At 61.0% G+C, this 17,159-nt stretch carries 15 protein-coding genes; 4 read left to right on the plus strand and 11 right to left on the minus strand.

Translation table 11 applies throughout. The annotated features are described in order from the left end of the window. From sufB to V8P86_RS08685, 3 genes are all read right to left on the minus strand, one after another. Positions 1-1,250: Fe-S cluster assembly protein SufB (sufB, locus tag V8P86_RS08675; protein WP_336326867.1), on the minus strand; the 1,250-nt coding region annotated here is incomplete at its 3' end. 9 nt (positions 1,251-1,259) lie between these two features. Further along, positions 1,260-2,183, minus strand: coding sequence for an ABC transporter ATP-binding protein (locus V8P86_RS08680; RefSeq protein ID WP_336326868.1), 924 nt, complete (start codon positions 2,181-2,183; stop codon positions 1,260-1,262). Between the two features lie 284 nt (positions 2,184-2,467). Beyond that, positions 2,468-6,463 carry a DNA polymerase domain-containing protein gene (locus V8P86_RS08685; RefSeq protein ID WP_336326869.1) on the minus strand — a complete coding sequence of 1,332 codons (3,996 nt, stop codon included), beginning with the start codon at positions 6,461-6,463 and terminating at the stop codon, positions 2,468-2,470. A gap of 91 nt (positions 6,464-6,554) precedes the next feature. Here V8P86_RS08685 and V8P86_RS08690 point away from each other — a divergent pair, with 91 nt between their 5' ends. Next, the gene (locus V8P86_RS08690; protein WP_336326870.1) at positions 6,555-7,127 is read left to right on the plus strand and encodes a magnesium transporter; all 573 of its coding nucleotides are present in this window, start codon (positions 6,555-6,557) and stop codon (positions 7,125-7,127) included. Next, positions 7,127-7,702, plus strand: a complete 576-nt coding sequence (locus V8P86_RS08695) for a magnesium transporter (protein WP_336326871.1) — start codon at positions 7,127-7,129, stop codon at positions 7,700-7,702. The genes V8P86_RS08690 and V8P86_RS08695 overlap by 1 nt, the downstream gene beginning before the upstream one ends. Here the strand turns inward: V8P86_RS08695 and V8P86_RS08700 are convergent. From V8P86_RS08700 to V8P86_RS08710, 3 genes are read right to left on the minus strand one after another with little or no spacing between them, the layout of a single operon-like run. Continuing rightward, the gene (locus V8P86_RS08700) at positions 7,694-8,911 is read right to left on the minus strand and encodes a potassium channel family protein (RefSeq protein ID WP_336326872.1); all 1,218 of its coding nucleotides are present in this window, start codon (positions 8,909-8,911) and stop codon (positions 7,694-7,696) included. The two genes, V8P86_RS08695 and V8P86_RS08700, sit on opposite strands and share 9 nt — an antisense overlap. 57 nt (positions 8,912-8,968) lie before the next feature. Next, a complete protein-coding gene (locus tag V8P86_RS08705) occupies positions 8,969-9,427 on the minus strand; it encodes a DUF5799 family protein (protein WP_336326873.1) in 459 nt (152 codons plus the stop codon). A 56-nt stretch (positions 9,428-9,483) separates the two neighbouring features. Next, positions 9,484-9,882 (minus strand): OsmC family protein, encoded by a 399-nt coding sequence (locus tag V8P86_RS08710; RefSeq protein ID WP_336326874.1) that lies wholly within the window; start codon positions 9,880-9,882, stop codon positions 9,484-9,486. Between the two features lie 129 nt (positions 9,883-10,011). Here V8P86_RS08710 and V8P86_RS08715 point away from each other — a divergent pair, with 129 nt between their 5' ends. Beyond that, a complete protein-coding gene (locus V8P86_RS08715; protein ID WP_336326875.1) occupies positions 10,012-11,388 on the plus strand; it encodes an outer membrane protein assembly factor BamB family protein in 1,377 nt (458 codons plus the stop codon). Between the two features lie 18 nt (positions 11,389-11,406). Here the strand turns inward: V8P86_RS08715 and V8P86_RS08720 are convergent, their stop codons facing one another. After that, positions 11,407-12,123, minus strand: coding sequence for a metal-dependent hydrolase (locus V8P86_RS08720; protein WP_336326876.1), 717 nt, complete (start codon positions 12,121-12,123; stop codon positions 11,407-11,409). A gap of 138 nt (positions 12,124-12,261) precedes the next feature. On the opposite strand from V8P86_RS08720, the gene V8P86_RS08725 reads away from it, so the two are divergent. After that, on the plus strand, positions 12,262-13,401 hold the full coding sequence (locus V8P86_RS08725) for a S1C family serine protease (protein ID WP_336326877.1): 1,140 nt from the start codon (positions 12,262-12,264) through the stop codon (positions 13,399-13,401). Between the two features lie 12 nt (positions 13,402-13,413). Here the strand turns inward: V8P86_RS08725 and V8P86_RS08730 are convergent, their stop codons facing one another. The 4 genes from V8P86_RS08730 to V8P86_RS08745 all read right to left on the minus strand — a co-directional run bounded on the left by V8P86_RS08730 (position 13,414) and on the right by V8P86_RS08745 (position 17,157). Further along, positions 13,414-14,832 carry a PAS domain-containing protein gene (locus V8P86_RS08730; RefSeq protein ID WP_336326878.1) on the minus strand — a complete coding sequence of 473 codons (1,419 nt, stop codon included), beginning with the start codon at positions 14,830-14,832 and terminating at the stop codon, positions 13,414-13,416. A gap of 173 nt (positions 14,833-15,005) precedes the next feature. Beyond that, positions 15,006-15,782 carry a 30S ribosomal protein S2 gene (rpsB, locus tag V8P86_RS08735; protein WP_336326879.1) on the minus strand — a complete coding sequence of 259 codons (777 nt, stop codon included), beginning with the start codon at positions 15,780-15,782 and terminating at the stop codon, positions 15,006-15,008. Next, positions 15,779-16,981: a phosphopyruvate hydratase gene (eno, locus tag V8P86_RS08740; protein ID WP_336326880.1), complete on the minus strand. Its 1,203-nt coding sequence runs from the start codon at positions 16,979-16,981 to the stop codon at positions 15,779-15,781. The genes rpsB and eno overlap by 4 nt, the downstream gene beginning before the upstream one ends. Next, a complete protein-coding gene (locus V8P86_RS08745) occupies positions 16,978-17,157 on the minus strand; it encodes a DNA-directed RNA polymerase subunit K (RefSeq protein ID WP_336326881.1) in 180 nt (59 codons plus the stop codon). The genes eno and V8P86_RS08745 overlap by 4 nt, the downstream gene beginning before the upstream one ends. Positions 17,158-17,159 lie beyond the last annotated feature (2 nt).

Below are 17,159 nucleotides of genomic sequence, written 5' to 3' on the forward strand. Positions count from 1 at the left end.
GTCGCCTCGTGAGCCACGTCGACATCGGACTCCTGAATCTCCATGTACGGCATCGTATCGGAGGTGGAGGTGTTGTCGAACATCAGCGCGTCACACTCGACGGCCGTGGACGATCCCTCGGCACCGTCGGCGATGTGGACGAGTCCGCGGTAGTTGGTGCGGCCACCGTCTTTGCTGATACTCTTCGACTCGATGGTTGAGGAGGTGTTGGGCGCGTTGTGGTAGACTTTTGCGCCGGTGTCGATATCCTGACCCTCACCCGCAAACGCAATCGTGATGTGGTTGTCCGTCGCACCGGGACCTTTGAGGACGGTCGATGGATAGAGCATCGTTGCCTTGGAACCCATCGAACCGGAGACCCACTCCATCGTGGCGTCTGCTTCGGCAATCGCTCGCTTGGTGTTGAGGTTGTAGGTGTTTTTCGACCAGTTCTGCACCGTGGAGTACTGAACGTGAGCGTTCTCACGGACGAAGACCTCGACTCCGCCACTGTGGAGGTTGAACTCCGAATATTTCGGCGCGGAACAGCCTTCGATGTAGTGGACTTCGGAATTCTCCTCGGCGATGATCAGCGTGTGCTCGAACTGACCCATGCCGTCGGAGTTCATCCGGAAGTACGCCTGGACCGGCATTTCGACGGTGGTATCCTCCGGAACGTAGACGAAGGAACCGCCGGACCAGATAGCGCCGTGCAGCGCGGCGAACTTGTTGTCGCTCGGCGGCACGGCTTTGGTCATGAAGTGCTCCTTCACGATTTCCGGGTGCTCCCGAACCGCCTTGTCCATGTCACAGAAGATGACGCCCTTCTCCTCCCAGCGCTCCTGCATGTTCTGGTAGACAATCTCGGACTCGTACTGCGCACCGACGCCGGAGAGAGCGTTCTTCTCAGCCTCGGGAATCCCGAGTTTGTCGAAGGTGTCCTGAATCTCTTCAGGCAGATCCTCCCAGTCGTCGACACCGCCGCGTGTCTCGATGTCCGGGCGGATGTACGGGACGATTTCGTCGATTTCGACCTCGCTGAGGTCTGGTGCGCCCGGCCAGTCGTCGGGCATCGGCATCTGCTGGAACTGCTCCAGCGCGCGGAGGCGTCGCTCGAGCATCCACTCGGGCTCGTCTTTGTCTTCGGAGATGACGCGAATCGTCTCCTCGGTCAGCCCCTTCTCGGCCTCGAAGGCCGATTTTTCCTCTTTCTTGAACTCGAATCGTTTCTCGGTGTCCGTCTCTTCGAGGTGATCTTGGTCTGAACTCATGCTTTCACCTTAGGCTGCCTCGTAGACTTCTTCGCGGACCCAGTCGTACCCCTTGTCTTCCAGCTCCTCGGCGAGTTCGGGACCGCCGCTTTTCGCGACCTGGCCGTCGAGCATCACGTGAACGTGATCTGGCTCGACGTAATCGAGGACACGCTGGTAGTGCGTAATCTGGAGAATTCCTGCGTTCTGCTCGTCACGCAGCGCGTTGATGCCGTTGGAGACATCCTGCAGTCGGTCGATATCCAGCCCGGAGTCGATCTCGTCGAGCACGGCGATTTCTGGCTCGAGGATCGCGGCCTGCAGCACTTCGTTCTGCTTTTTCTCCCCACCGGAGAAGCCAGCGTTGAGATAGCGGTTGGCGAACTTCTCATCCATGTCCAACTGCTCCATCTTCTCCTGGAGGATCTCCTGGAACTCTGCAACACCGATCTCGCCCTCTTCGACGTCCCCCTCCATCGGCGACGTATCGTAGCCGGCGGCGTCCTCGTTGGTCGCCTCCTCGGCCTCTTCTTCCTCCTCCTCGTCGTCCTCGAACAGCTCTCCTCGCTCTTCGAGTTTGGCGTTCAGGGCCGTGCGGAGGAAGTTGACCATCGTGACGCCCTCAATCTCCGCGGGGTACTGGAACCCGAGGAAGATACCGAGTGCGGCTCGCTCGTTCGGTTCGAGGTCGAGCAGGTCCCAATCCTTGAGGTCGTCAGTGATGTCCTCGTCGAACTCGTCGCCGTCGAGCACGAGCGTCACTGAACCGTCTGTGACTTCGTAGGCTGGGTGGCCAGCGATGATCTTCGCCAGCGTGGATTTCCCGCTGCCGTTCGGGCCCATCAGGGCGTGGATCTCGTTGCTCGCGACTTCGAGATCGACGCCGTGGAGGATCTGTTCGCCGTCTTCCTCTGCGACTTCCGCGTGAAGGTTTTCGATTTTAAGTACTGCCATAGTAATCTTAGGTCATCCGAAAAATGGGGTGACTGACGCATAATAGTTTCGCATTTCCTCCTCCTCGTTTCCCTGGTGAGAACTCTATTTTTGATTTGTGGAGAAATTATTTTCAATATCCGCGAACAGACGGTGTCGAAATAATACGCAAACCAGTGCCAAATTCCCTCTAACAGCGGTATTCGGAGAAATATACCGACCTTCGAGGGTGGCTCGTCCAATCTGGCCTCTCAGACAGCGCTAAGCAATGTAATTATCTGCCTGTCAGTGATTTCCGCTCGCGATCACATATACTCGCCAAGACCTTTCTGCTCTTGGCCGGATTTGACCTCTTCCCACGAGACGCCGAGAGCTTCGAGGATACGCTCGATCGGTCCCTTCAGTGTCTTGTCGAGCATCTTCTCCCAATCGATCTCGAACTCCTCGGGGAGTTGGTCGGCGTACTCAAAGCAGATCACGTCGGGGTCGCGTTTGAATTCGCCGTACAGCGGATCATCGTTGACGTTTATCCCCTCCTGCTCCTCGATGCGTTCGAAGAAGTCGGCGTGGACGCGGTCGAGATAGACGCGTTTGGGTTTCGACCCCCGGTCAAAGTTCGTCCCGAGCAGGAGATTCGCGTACTTCGCGCCCCGTACTTGGGCGGTATCGGTGTCGTAGTTGTCCAGTCGCTTACCGATCCCGCCGGGGATGCCGATTTCCTCCGGGCTAACTTCGCCGTTCTGGAAGTCGTCGATCACCTCGGTGACGTAGGTTTTGATCGACTCGATGTCCTCGCCAGTGACGATCCGGTCGATCACCTCTTTCTGGACTTCCTTCGTGATCGGCGCGATATCGGAACGCTGGTGCTCGAAGCCCGTGATGTCGATATCGTCGACATCTTTGCCTTCTTTCCAGACGATGTGGCCGGCGTAGCGTTTCTTTTTGCCGGCCTGGAAGAATCGGCGGTACAGCTTCTCGAATTCGATCTCGAAGCGGTGTTCGACGGCGTTGAGTTTCTCGCTGGCGAACTCGTCGTAGGAGGCGTTGATCTCTTCCTCTAGCTCGAAGGACTGCTCGATTGCCTCTTCCTTCGAGATGTCTGCACCGAGTTCGATCATAACCGAGTCGGTGTCACCATATACCAATTCTTTGTCAAGCTTGTCTGTGATCTCCTCTGTAAAGTCGATCACCTCTCTGCCCGTTGCAGTGACTGCAGCGCCCATCTCCCGGTCGTACAGCCGGAACCGATCCCACCCCAGCACTCCGTAGAGCGACTGTCCGACGAACTGGAACTTTCCGTTTCGGCCGGCGAGCAGGGTGTGATTGTCTTCGACAGTCACGCAGTAGACGCCATCGTCTGCAGTGCTCCGGCCTCCGCTCCGGTGCATTCGGAGGGTGTTCTTCGCATCTTCCGTGACGTAGATTCGGTACGTTCCGCTGTCTTCGTTGTAACTCGCCGTCAGTCCGAGGTGGGTACAGAGGCGGAGCACGTCGTCACGCAGTTGTTCGCTCGCGGTGCTGTACCGCCACGAGTTCGGTTGCCTGTCCCCGTCGCCAGCGATCAGTGTTTCGAGGAACCGGCGCTTCTGTCGCTCGGTGGTCTCGAAGACGAACTCGGGGATGCGTTTCTCGAAGCTATCTCCGCCGCAGGCCGTTTCGAGCCATTTGCCCAGCAGTCGAGACGTGAACTGATATGCTCGTTCGTCAACGTAAGAATCGAATCCCATCCGATCCAGCAGCTCACCGATGCGGGCGTGGTTGTCGGTCGTTCCACCATCAGTCATCGCCTCCTGTGCGATTTTCACCGTCGTAGCACTGCCTCGGAAGTTCTCACCGAACTGCTTGTCCCCGGAGGTGTAGACATTTCCTTCCGTGATGTACCAGGCCAGCAGATCGAGGAAGTCATCACCATCGTAGAACCGCGGGATCCACTTCCGCCCACGCTCGGAGTGGAGGTAAAACTCGGAACAGGCGTCGTCGAGATAGTCCCGATGCTGGTCGAACTCCTCGGCCGAAAAGACGTATCCCGTATCGTCGACTTCCTGTCGGAGGATCTTGTCGGGATACCAGCCGAGTTCGGCCGCCAGCGTGTGTCCATGGACGTCGTTGTTCGCCCAGACCTCGTACTCGCTGTCGAGCAACTCTGTCAGATCCACCTGCTCTATCTCTTCACCACCCGGGCCGTCCCAATCGTGGGGCAGTTCGTAGTTTGTCGCTCGATCGAGTTCTCCTGCCTCGACGAATTGGTACTCGTCTTCGGTGATCCCGTTCGTCTCGTTCTTCCGAACGAGCATCCGATGGTTCGGCGTGACGCTGAAATCGATCTTGCTCGTCTGGATGTCGACCAACTCCCTGCGATACTCCGGATACTCGTGGGTCTCCGTCACCGGCTTGACCTCCATTTGCATCGTCTCTGGATCGAGCGAGTAGACCTCGTCGCCGACCTCCAGGTCACGAATCCCGCGGACGCCGTCCGGTGTCAGCACCTCGGTGTCCGGTGTGAAGCAGTTCATTATGACCTTGACAGCTGCCTGCTGGCGGTCGTACTGGTCGTATTCGGGCTCTTCGGGGTCGTGGTCGTTGCGGAGCGCCTTCTTCTGTTCGCGCTCTTCGAGCAGTTCGTCGACCATCTCTCGGATGGCTCCGTCGGGCTCCTTCCGGAATCGTGTGCCGTTGGGTGCCCGGAAGGTCTCGCCGTCGTACTCTTCAGGATCGACCTTCGTCTCCGGCGAGGCGTTGATCGTCACCATGCACATCGGGTAGAGACTCTTCAGGTCGAGCACGCTGACGTTCTCTCGAACGCCGGAGATTGGATCGAAGACGGCTCCGCCTTCGTAGTCTTCGCTCTCCTGCTGGCCCTTCGAGGGCAGCGCGAACTGGTTGTGGAGTTTGTGCAAGACGTACATGTCGACCGCGTCGCCGGGTGTGGTCGCGTCTTCGATCTTACAGCCGACGAACTGTCGGACCTCGTTCCAGAACGCGATGATGTCCTGATCGCGGTCCAGTTCGACACACAGCTCCACGTCCCGGAGGTTGTACTCCAGCAGTCGCTCGGGGTCGTTCTCCCAGAGGTCGCCGATGTCGCCGGGGTAGCGCTCCTTTCCGATGCCGAGTTCGCGCTGGCCCACGTCTTCCAGTCGGTAGGAATCGAGTTCGGTGAATTTCGTCCGCTGGTAGGCGTAGAGTAGATCGAACATCACTCGGCCTTTCACGTCCGGTCCCTGCCAGTCGCTGCGCCAGACCTCGTTGACCCGCGAGAGACGGTTGTAATCCAGATCGTGGTCGGTTCCATCCTCGAGAACTTCCAACCGATCCAGCAGATACGGCGCGTCGAAATCGGTGAAGTTCCAGCCCGTCGCCAGATCCGGCTCAGTTCGCTCGAAGTAATCGAGGAAGGCTTCGAGCATCGCCTCCTCGGTGTCGAAGACGCGAATATCGTGGTCGAGATGTCGGGTCGCACCGTCAGCAACGTCGATCGGTTCGTAATCAGGGATCTCCTCCGGTGGCTGTTCGCCCGCTGGTGGATCGAACAGCCACAGGATATACTCGTCGTCGTAGGAGTCGTGGCTGGCGATACAGATAATCGGCTCCTCGCCGTCCTCGGGGAAGCCCGAGCGGTCGTCGACCTCGATGTCGAAGGTGTTGACCCGCGGACGAGCATCGACCTCGACCGGTTTGACCTCGTCGTGGTGAACTCGGACCGTTCGGGCACCGTTGGCCGACTCCTCGCTTTCGACATCGCGGGCAGGGATGTGAATGCCGCTGGTGATGTCCTTGTCGATCAGAAACCGGTTCGGGAAGAGAATGTCTGCCTCGTAGTGGTCGAAGTCGTCGCGCATCTGACCCACGTCCCGCGGCGTCTGGCCGAAGATCTTGGTGAGTTGCTCCCCCCGAATAGACTCGTAGGGCTCGCCCTCGTCGTTGGTCTCTTCCCAGTCGGTGATCCGCTCGTATCCCTGCAGACGGTCTTCAGTGAGGTTGTCCGTCGGCGCGTAAAAATAGGGCTTGAACTCGAAGACCTTCGCGTGGACGAGTTCCTCCTCGGCGGTTCGGCCGAAGACGTGGATGATGGGATACTCGTCGTCGCCCCGGCCTTCGATGGTGTAATCGACCTGCATCACGGCCATCTCGACGGTTTCTTCGACGGCAGGAAAGAGCTGTTCGCTCGTATCCACTTCCGCGGCGTTGGTTGCACCACTGGAGCCGGCAACGGCGCGCGCCTCGGCGGCGGGGCGGTTCCCGCCGTCGTCGGCGCCCTCGTCGGTGCCGTCCTCGAAGGCCCCCAGATCGGTTTGAGACATACTACTCGTATGTGCCTGCCCGGGTAAAAACATCCGCGGTCTTCCGGTCGTGCCCGTCAGCTTTAACCGAATACTCCCCGATGGCAGAGGCATGGACGTGCCAGGGGAGTCGGTGACGATCTACCGCGAGACGTTACCCATCCTCGTCGTCTCCCTCGGCGGCGGCTTGTTCTCCGGACTCGTTCTCGAAGGCATGCTCGAAAGCGTCGCGGAGTTTCCCGGATTGCTCGTGATGGTGCCGGTCTTTCTGGCGACCCGCGGCAACGTCTACGGGGCGCTCGGCGGCCGTATCGCGAGCGGCCTCCACCAGGGGCTGATTGAGCCACGACTCCAGTACGACGAGCGGTTGGTCAACGCCGCCCTCGCGTCGCTGGTCAACGGGGTCGGGATCTCGATCGTAATTGGCGTGCTCACGTGGCTCGTGTTGACGATCCTACCGAACTGGGAGCCGGCGATGCTCGTCCAACTGGTCGGGATCATGTTCATCGCAGGTGTGTTGACCTCCCTGGTGATGATCGTCGGCATGCTCGTGCTCATCTTTGCCGGCTTCAAATACGGCTACGACCCCGACAATCTGGTCGGCCCGATCGTTACCACGCTGGGCGATATCTTCGGGATGGTCTTCCTGCTGTTTTCCGTCTGGCTGGTCGGGGTGATCCTCTGATGGTCACGAGCAGTGGCTCGCTAGGCTCCTGGGAGTGGACGCGCATCGTCCGGACAATGTTTCCCCTTCTGGCCGTCCTCTCGGTGATCGTCCTCTGGGCGGGGATCACGCTCGAAAGCGCCCAGTCGCTGTTGGAGGAGTTCGGGATCCTCGCAATCATGGTCCCGACGATGGTCGGGACAGGCGGCAATCTCGGTGCGACGTTGAGTTCGCGACTCTCCACACGCTTTCACCTCGGGACGACCAGCCTCGATCCTCGCGACGAACTCCTCTGGGCCAACATCCTCGCTATCCTCGCCCTCGCCGCCTCGATCTTTACTGCACTGGCTGTTGGTGCCTTCTTGCTCGGGGTTGCCATCGGCTCGACCATCCCGTTTCCGACGCTGCTTTTCATCTCGCTGGTCAGCGGCATGTCTGTCGCCGTCGTCGCAATCGTGTTCAGTTTCGTCGCAACGTATCTCTCCTATCGCTTCGGTATCGATCCCGACGACACGACTATTCCGATCGTGACGAATGTGGTCGACGTATTCGGGATGCTCATCTTTATCGGCGTCTCGACATTCGTCTTAACGTGAGCCGTCGCTCGCCGCAGTTTCGAGAACTCGCTCCGTGGCGTTCCACGTCCCGCGGACGATCAGCACGTCGCCGGCCGTCACTTCCTCCTCGCCGCCCGGATAGAACACCCACTCTCCACTGGACTCGTGGATCGCGATGATCGAGACACCCGGCGTGTCCTCGAGGATGTTCTCGACGGTTCTGTCCGCGAACGCGCTCTGGCTTCCGATCTCGGCCCGCCGGACCGCAACGTCGCTCTCGCGGACAGATTCGGCGATGACCGGATGGGTGTCGATATCTCGGAGAATCCCCTCCGTAATCTCCAGCGCGGCGTCGCTGATCATCTCGCTGCTGCTGGCGAGTCGTAGCAGTCCGCGCAGCGAAACTGGATCGTCGATATCCGCCGCGGCCTGTAGTGCCCAGGCTTCCAGCCGTGAGTGGAGGCTGTCGACCTCGACTTCCAGCGAACTGACTTCTTCGGCGAGTTCCTCGTCGTCGAACAGCACGCTCGCGTAGGCCAGATCGACGGCCAGTTCGCTGACGTTTTTCATCAGGACGATGGTGTCGACGGCCCGTTCGAGGTTGCTGAACTCCGGATCTCTCACCTCCGGTTGTTCGTATCGCTGCGCGGTGATCCGCTGGTACACGTCGGCGACGTTGTCCTCGCTGCCGCGCAGGAGCAGACTATCGCCGGCGGTGAGCCGACTCCTGTCGTCGGGATCCAGTTCCCACCCACTCTCGCTCCGGATTCCGATCACCCGGACGCCCGTTTCGGTTTCGAGGTTGATCTCGCCGAGTGTCTTCCCGGCATAGATCGAGTCCTCAGCCATCGTCGCCTGTTCGAGCACTTCGATCGCTTCCGGGAGGGCGGTCTGGATCGACCCCGGCAGACTCTCCTCGCCGAGGACCAGCGTGGCAATCTCACCGGCGGCGTCGCTGATCTTCTCGGCTGCGCCGATGATCCCCAGCACCGGCGCTAGCTGGCGAGCGTCGTCGGGGTTACGGGCCGCCATCAGCATGTTCATCCGCGCCTGCAACTGCAGCAGATCCATCTGCTGTTCCAGTTGCAGAACCTCTTCGGCGAGATTCTCGCTGTTGTGCAACAGCGCAGAGTAGGCGAGATCAACGATAAGCTCCGAGCTGTCTTTCATCGAACTCAGAAGGTCCTTGACGCCGATGGGCTCGTAGCTCACCGTCCCCGCGTCGGCGTCCGCACCGAACGAATCCATATGTTGCTGTACTCAACTCATCCGTTTGGTTCTATCGGCTGGCCGAGCGGGCACCACTCAGGCTTCCTCGGCCGCTGCCGCACAGACCTCGGCCCACCGGCCTTGCTCTTCAAGATGTGACTGCAACTCTGTCGCGTACTCCTCGACGAGTTGGCTCGCCGCCGCCAGTTCGTCCTCGTCGACGCCGCTGCCGTTGGCATCGCTGCCGTCGAACCCGAAGACGCTTTTCAGCGAGTCGATGACGCCGCCGCTGTCGCTGCCGCCAGCCTCGCCGCCGGGCCGGGCCATTCCCTGCGGAAGATTATCCAGTTCCGGCATGATCTGTTCGAGTTTGTCGGTGTTGGCCGTCATCTCAGCGCTGTCCGGCGTCTCCGGACTGTCGATATCGAACTCGACGGCGGTCATGATCAGTCCCCACTCCTGATTCGAGAACTGTGAGTCGAGCACTCGCTGGTTGAATTCCTGGTCGACGCGCATCCGTGCCCCGGCGAGTTTGTCTCGCCACCCGTTGGTCATACCACTATTTGGGGTAAACTGCTAAAATGGGTTCCGGCTGGTCGTCGGGACCCTCCTCAGAAGTCGACGTCGTCTTCGACGCTAATCTCGGCCTGCAACTCCTCGCGCAGTGCCGCGTGAACGTGGCAGATTCCCTCTGCCCGTTGGACGATATCGTTTACCGACTCGCCGAGGGCTTCCTCGACGTGAATGTCGAAGGAGATGTATTCGAGGTCGTCTTCCTCGTCGAGGTCGGCCCCGACATCGACTTCGATCTCGCCGACGTCGTCGAATCCTTCCTTGTTCGCGCCGACGCGGAAGGCGGGAATGAAACAGGACGCATAGGTCGCGACGAGGGCCTGATTTGGATTCGGTCCCTCCTTTTCGGCCGCGTCGATGCCCAGTTCCCATTCGCCGATCAGGTTCGTCGTTGCGTAGCCTTCCTTGCTGATGCTGGTAACTTCGATGTCTGGCATACGTCTGTCTACGATAGCCGCGCAGAAAACAGTATGTGTTACCGGCGGAGCACCAACTGGGACGCCGGTGAGTCGGCAACCCGTTCCGCAACCACATGTTCATTCTGGTCAGCGGCTCTGTGTTACTGTGTGTCTCGATTGAATCGGCGGACATTCCTCCGGTCGGCTGCGTGTGCCGGACTCGGTTTTGTCGGTCTGTCATCGTCACCGCTCGCCGACGCACAGGCCGGAGTGACCGTCAGCGAGCTATGGCAGTTCCGGACTGAGGGCCCGGTTTTTTCGTCACCGACAGTCGTCGACGGGACCGTCTACGTTGGCAGTAATGACGGGACCCTCTACGCGCTGGACCGAGCCAGTGGTACCGAACGGTGGCGATTTGGGACCGGCGGCGGGATCGAATCCTCTCCGACGGTGGCTGATGGCACAGTCTACGTCGGGAGCTTCGACGACACCGTCTACGCGCTGGACACAGCGGACGGAACCGAGCGCTGGCGCTTTCAGACCGAGGGAGACGTATTCTCTTCGCCAACGGTGGCCGATGAGACCGTCTTCGTCGGGAGTGAGGATGCGAACGTCTACGCGTTGGATACGAGCAACGGAACCGAGCGCTGGCGCTTTCGGACAGCCGGTAAAATCGCTGTCCAGAGTGGAGGACGCGTCCGTTCTTCGCCGACGGTCGCCAACGGGATCGTCTACGTCGGGTGCCGCGATGGGAATCTCTACGCGATCGACGCCACGGACGGAACGGAACAGTGGCGCTTTCCCACCGGCGGGCGGATACGGTCTTCTCCGACGGAATCCGACGGCGTCGTCTACGTCAACAGTTTCGACGACACCCTCTACGCGGTCGGGGCGGCTGACGGTGTCAAGCAGTGGCAGTTCGCGATGCAATCGGGCGGTTTCTCCTCGCCGACGGTGGCTGACGGTACGGTGTACGTCGGCAGCGACGCCGTCAGCGTTTACGCGCTGGATTCCGACACCGGAACCGTAGCGGGTCGGTTCCGGGCGGGGATCAACGGCGTCCGCTCGTCACCGACGGTGGCCGATGAGACTGTCTTCGTCGGCAACGGCGGCGGCAGTATCTACGGCTTTGCTCTCAGTGATGGAACTAGGCAGTGGCGCTTTCAGACGGGCGGGTCGGTCTTCTCCTCGCCGACGATTGTCGACGGGACGCTCTACGCCGGCAGTGCTGATGGCAGCGTCTACGCGCTGACGACAGCGGTGTCGGGCTCGTCCCGGGGGTCGCGTGTCGCGCTCAACACGATGGGACATCACGACACCCGCGCTGACAGAGTAACGACCGAAGATCTTCAGACGGACGGTCCGGCCACGAGCGATCGTGACGAATCTAGCGAACCTGCGGACGATGGAAGCTCTGACGACGCCTCTGGCCGGGGTTTCACCCTTTCCGGGGCAGTCGCTGGTTTCGCCGGGATCGGGTACGCACTGAAGCGTTGTATCGCCACCGCGGAGGCGCCTCTGTCTGATCGGCCGTCACGAAAATAACGACGAGTCGGCAGGGACTCAGTACTCGAAAGTCTCGTCGCCGTCGAGGACAACAGCCTCTGTGCCGGGCGCATTGCCGTCGACCGCCCGCACGAAGTCGTCAGTGTCGATTTCGATCGGTGGGAACGAGTCGTAGTGCATCGGCATCGCGTACTCGACGTCGACCCAGTCGGCGGCGATACCGGCCTGCAGTGGACCCATCGTGAAGTGATCGCCCGCTGGCAGGGCGGCCACGTCGGGTTCGAGATACGAACCGATGACATCTTTCATCTCGGACATCAGCGCCGTATCGCCGGCGTGATAGAAGGTCTCTGAGTCCTCGTCTGCAACCTTCGTCGGATTCGTGTCCGAGACGACGAACCCGGCGGGCATCCCGCCCGTGTTCTGGTAGTCGGTATCGAGGCCGTTGGTGTGGTCGGCCCGGACCATCGTCACGAACGCATCGCCCAGTTCGATGGTGCCGCCGATGTTGAATCCGATCGTGTTGTCCTCGTCGATACCGTACTCCGCGGCGACGTAGCCAGCCAGTTCGGGCGTCGTCGCAACTGTTGTATCCGCGAACTCGCCGACGTGTGCGATGTGGTCGGCGTGACCATGAGTCAGGAGGACGTAGTCGGGATCGAGTTCGTCCGGCGATACGTCGGTTTTCGGATTGTCAAAAAATGGATCGATCAGAAGCGATGTGTCTCCGAGTTCGACTCCCCATGTCGAGTGGCCGTGCCAAGTGAGTTCCATTGCATTCGATACATCGATCACGAGACACTTATAAATAGTCCAACCGGCGAACCTGTGCTCTTGTCTGGATATCAGTCGGCTCTGTATCACTGCTGGCCCCACCAGAGATTTATTTTTATCCCGATCTAAAGGATCGACATGTCCGACAATCGGCAATCACGGCGTGCGTTTCTCACCGCGTCTGGATTGGCCCTGACGACAGCAATCGCCGGTTGTGCATTGAATCCGCCACAGAACAACGCCGAGAGTGAGACGCCGGGCAACTCGAACTTTCCGGAGGATCCGGCGGCTCCGGGGGCGGGCGAACAGATCCCGGCCGATACACAACTCGGGGAGGTCTACGAGGAGACCATCGATTCGGTCGCCGCCGTTCAGGCCGACAGCACGAGCATGCCGAGTCCGGCCGGCGGGACGGCGTGGGTCTACGACGACTCCTATCTGGTCACGAACAACCACGTGATTCGAGGTGCGACCGATATCTATCTCCGGTTCCGGGACTCGGGCTGGCTCGAAGCCGAACTGGTTGGCTCGGATCGGTACAGTGATCTTGCGGTCCTCGAAGCGAGTCGGCTCCCCGAGTCGGCGACACCCCTCGAACTGGCCGACCAGTCCTACCCCGTCGGCACGCAGGTCGCCGCGCTCGGCAATCCGTTCCGGCTGGCTGGTTCCTTTACAACGGGCGTCATCAGCGGCCGTAACCGGACGATTACGATCCCCGACTCACCGTTCTCGATCGCCGACGGTATCCAGACCGACGCCGCGGTTAATCCGGGCAACAGCGGCGGGCCGCTCGTCACACTCGACGGGGTCGTCGTCGGCGTCGTCAACGCCACACAGGGTGACAACATCGGCTTTGCAATCTCGGCGGCGATGGTCCGGCAGGTCGTCCCGTCGCTCGTCGAGTCCGGGGAATACGAACACAGCTATCTCGGGATCGGGTTGTCAGATGTCTCTCCATCGTTGATCGAGGCCAACGACTTCGGCAACTACACCTACGGCGTCTACGTCAACCAGGTCGTCCCCGGTGGTCCCAGTGACGGTATCCTCCGGGGCACACGGACGAGGACTTCCGTCCGGGGTGACCGCGTCGATGTCGGCGGCGATCTGATCATCCGCATGGACGACTGGACGATTCAAAACCGCGAGCGACTCTCCGCCTTTCTCGCGCTGGAAGCAGCGCCGGGCGATACTATCGAGATCGAGGTCGTTCGTGGCGGCGAGACCGAAACGGTCGACGTTACCCTCGGAAATCGTTCAGAGGCCAACACACAACTGTAGCGACCGACCGGGTCACCGCATCTCCGGATCGAGTCGCGGTAGTTCGACGCTGACCGTCGTCCCGTCTGCGTGTTCTTCTGCCGAAAGCTGGCCGCCGAGTTCGCTGGCCAGAATCTCCGCGTGTGCGAGGCTGAGTCGACTCCCGTGCAGCAGTGCTGCGGATTCATCACGTTGCAGAAAGCCCCGTTCGCCTTCGGTCAACTGCTCGCGGTTGTCGGTTATCGAGACGACGATTCGGCGTTCGACCGCAACGTCGATGCTGACCGAGGGCGGGTCGCTGTTTGTGTGTTCGATCGCGTGATCGACAAGTTCGGCGAATATTGTCCGTGCGATATCCGGCACCGACACAGACGGAATCTCCTCGCTGAGTTCGATCTCAACTGGCGGGTGGTCGTCCTGAATCTGCTCGTATAGCCCGGTCAACAGCGCGTCGAGGGCGACGGGAGCCGGTGATTCGACCCGGCGGAGATCGTTGTTGATTCGCTCGGCCTGATCGCTGAGTCGGATTAGCTCCTCGGTCGCGTCGATCAACCGGCCGGAGAAATCTTGGTCGCCGATCGTCTCGTCTTGCTCTGTGATCAGTCGCTCTCCGACGGCGTAGATCACGTTCAGTTTGTTCCGCAACGTGTGCCGCATGATCCGATGGAGGACGCTCAAGTGTTGTTCGCGTTGCTTGAGCGCCGTGATGTCAATTGCGGAGACGATGATCGAACTGACCTCCCCACCCTCGCGCAGCGGGTGGGCGTACAACTCCACGTCGACCAGTGAGCCATCCCGGCCCTGATGGGTCGTCTCCAGCCCGACGATCCGCTCACCGGACAGCACGCGTTCCATAAACGCCTCCCGGGTCGCTGCGTCAGTAAAGAGTGGGTACTGCTCGCTGGAGACGGTCGCTCCCCGCCAGCCAAACGTCGTCGTCGCCGCCCGGTTCCAGCGCTCGATGGTTCCGTCTGCGTCGAGGACCATCATCGGCACCGGCGAGGCCTCGAACAGCGCCTCCAGTCGGGCAATTGTCGTCCGAAGGGTCTGCTCGCGGTCGATCTGCTCGGTGATCTCCCGGCACTGACAGAACAGGAACGAGTCGCCGCCGTCGTAGATCCGCTCGACGGTGATCTCGACCGGCCGGCGCTCGCCCGCGAGCGTCTCGACTCGAATCGGTGCGCCGTTGTCGAAGCGGTCAAGCCGACCGTCCGGGATCTCTTCGAGCAACGCCCGAAAGTCCGCCTGGTCGCTTTCGGGACAGCATTCTCCCCACTGTTGGCCAACGAGTGCCCCCGGTCGGCAGTCGAACAACTCCCCGGCCGCCTCGTTGACATCCGTGATCCGCTCGCTCTCGTCGACGAGCAACACCGGATCGGGCAGCGTTTCGAGAATCGTCTCCAGTGGCACATACGCGGTCTCCGCTGTTCCCGCGCTGTGCCTGTCGGTCATCGCTAGTCAGTCTCTTGGCCTTCCACTTAAATTATTACCGCGAGTATCAACAGAGATACTGCGACAGAGCGGTCGAATCCGTTGTTTATGCACATTCGGCCGCTATACACGGCAGTACCAGACTTGGTATGTCGAGTGATAATCAGCGCCGCGCCACCAAAATTCAGAAGCCGTCAGATATCGCTCTCGAAGTCGTCGAGACCGTATGCTGGTTCGGCACCGCGCCGATCCAGCGTCTCGTTGGCGAGCAGCCAGTAGACGACCGACAGCGCTTTTCGACCCTTGTTGTTCGTCGGGACGACGAGGTCGACGTTGCTGGTCGTGTTATTCGAGTCGCACATCGCGATCACTGGGATGCCGACGGTGATGGCCTCTTTGACGGCCTGTGAGTCACCGATCGGGTCAGTGACGACGATGACATCTGGCTCGATGTAGCCCTCGTACTGTGGGTTGGTCAGCGTGCCCGGGATGAAGCGACCGGTTCGAGCGCGTGCGCCAACGGCGTCGGCGAACTTCTCGGCAGGGAAGCGGCCGTACTGTCGCGAGGAGGCGACGAGGATCTGTTCGGGCTCGTAGTTCGAGAGGAAGTCTGCGGCCGTCCGGATCCGGCTGTCGGTCATCGACACGTCCAGCACGTAGAGTCCGTCGGTGCGGACGCGGTGGATGAACCGCTGCATGTCCTTGGTGTTCTGCTGGGTCCCGATGTGGACACCAGCACCAAGGTAATCCTCGACCGGGATCAGGAGGTCGGCCTCCTCGTCGGACATGACGTCCTCGTCGAGGTCTGGCCCCTCGTCTTCAGGTGGTTCTGCCTCGGCCTCGGCGGCCTCGGCGGGCTGTTCGGCTTCGTCGGTAGTCTCGGCGTCCTCGTCGGCTGTGACTGGCTCCTCCTCGGCGGGGTCGACATCCGACTCGGTTGCGTCGAGACCTTCGTTATCGTTTCCGCTCATACGTTGTGTTCGATTCTGATTAGTTCGTTCAGTTTTGCCGTTCGCTCGCCACCGACTGCGCCCGTCTTGATGAACGGAGCGCCCGTCGCCGTGGCCAGGTGTGCGATCGTCGTATCCTCCGTCTCGCCGCTGCGGTGGGAGACGACTGCATCGTAGCCGTTCTCGGTCGCCAACTCGATGGCATCGACGGTATCCGAGAGGGTCCCGATCTGATTTGGCTTGATCAGGATGCTGTTTGCTGCGCCCTGATCGATCCCATCCTGGAGTCGGGAGACGTTCGTGACGAACAGATCGTCACCGCAGATTAGCGTATCCGTGCTGATGCGGTCGGTCAGTTCTGCGAAGCCGTCGAAATCCTCCTCGTCGAGCGGGTCCTCGACGTAGACGAGGTTGTACTCCTCGATTAGCTCCGCGACGTAGTCGATCTGTTCTTGACGGCTCCGATTTCCGTCGCTGTACTCGTAGACTTCTTCGTCGGCGTCGTACATCTCCGCCGCGGCCACGTCGAGTCCGAAGCGCATCTCGAAGCCGACTTCGTCTTCGACGGCGTCGACGGCTTCTTCGACGACTTCGAAGGCCTCGGCGTCGGAAATCGACGGCGCCCACGCGCCCTCGTCGCCCTTGCCGCAGGCGTGTCCCCGGTCGTCGAGGATGTCCGCGACGGCGGCGTGTGCGGCCGCGTTCGCGAAGACCGCGTCCTCGACGGAGGGTGCGCCGACGGGTGCGACGAGAAACTCCTGAATGTCGGTCGCCTCGGCGGCGTGTTCGCCGCCGCCGACGACGTTTCCGAGCGGGGTCGGCATCTCGTCGCCGCGGAAGGTGCCGCCGAGATGCTGGAACAGTGGTGCGCCCAGCACGTCGGCAGCGGCCTTCGCCGCGGCCATCGAGATGGCCACTGCGGCGTTGGCACCGATTTCGGAGAAGTCCTCGGTTCCGTCTGCGGCGTGCAGTACGGCGTCGACCGAACGCTGGTCGCCGGCGTAGACCTCGCCGACGAGTCTCGGGACCGCCTGCTCGCGCGCACTGGCGATGGCCTCGCTGACGGGGAGTTCGATGGCCTCGTGTTCGCCCGTGCTCGCCCCGGAAGGAGCTTTTGCACGGCCGAAGCCGCCGCTTTCGGTGTGTACGTCGGCTTCGACAGTCGGATTCCCCCGAGAGTCGAGCACGCGTCGCAACCCGACCTCGGTGATGAGCGTCACGCCTGTTCACCCCGCCGCACGGTGAAGGGCAAGACGCCGGAGTCGTACTCCTCGGCCGCGATCAGGATCGGTTCGGTCTGCTCGGTGTCGATCAACACCGGCGCACCGTAGGCTACCTGCAGTGCTCGCGCACCGATGATCCGCGCCCGTTCGTAGCGATTGTCTGTCCGTGGCATGG

It is taken from the genome of Halovenus anhuiensis (genome assembly GCF_037080055.1).
Taxonomy (GTDB): Archaea; Halobacteriota; Halobacteria; order Halobacteriales; family Haloarculaceae; genus Halovenus.

Coding starts and splice junctions, on each gene's coding strand:
- V8P86_RS08680 (WP_336326868.1), bottom strand. CDS start 2,183: ATGGCAGTACTTAAAATCGAAAACCTTCACGCGGAAGTCGCAGAGGAA.
- V8P86_RS08685 (WP_336326869.1), bottom strand. CDS start 6,463: ATGTCTCAAACCGATCTGGGGGCCTTCGAGGACGGCACCGACGAGGGC.
- V8P86_RS08690 (WP_336326870.1), top strand. CDS start 6,555: ATGGACGTGCCAGGGGAGTCGGTGACGATCTACCGCGAGACGTTACCC.
- V8P86_RS08695 (WP_336326871.1), top strand. CDS start 7,127: ATGGTCACGAGCAGTGGCTCGCTAGGCTCCTGGGAGTGGACGCGCATC.
- V8P86_RS08700 (WP_336326872.1), bottom strand. CDS start 8,911: ATGGATTCGTTCGGTGCGGACGCCGACGCGGGGACGGTGAGCTACGAG.
- V8P86_RS08705 (WP_336326873.1), bottom strand. CDS start 9,427: ATGACCAACGGGTGGCGAGACAAACTCGCCGGGGCACGGATGCGCGTC.
- V8P86_RS08710 (WP_336326874.1), bottom strand. CDS start 9,882: ATGCCAGACATCGAAGTTACCAGCATCAGCAAGGAAGGCTACGCAACG.
- V8P86_RS08720 (WP_336326876.1), bottom strand. CDS start 12,123: ATGGAACTCACTTGGCACGGCCACTCGACATGGGGAGTCGAACTCGGA.
- V8P86_RS08725 (WP_336326877.1), top strand. CDS start 12,262: ATGTCCGACAATCGGCAATCACGGCGTGCGTTTCTCACCGCGTCTGGA.
- V8P86_RS08730 (WP_336326878.1), bottom strand. CDS start 14,832: ATGACCGACAGGCACAGCGCGGGAACAGCGGAGACCGCGTATGTGCCA.
- rpsB (WP_336326879.1), bottom strand. CDS start 15,782: ATGAGCGGAAACGATAACGAAGGTCTCGACGCAACCGAGTCGGATGTC.
- V8P86_RS08745 (WP_336326881.1), bottom strand. CDS start 17,157: ATGCCACGGACAGACAATCGCTACGAACGGGCGCGGATCATCGGTGCG.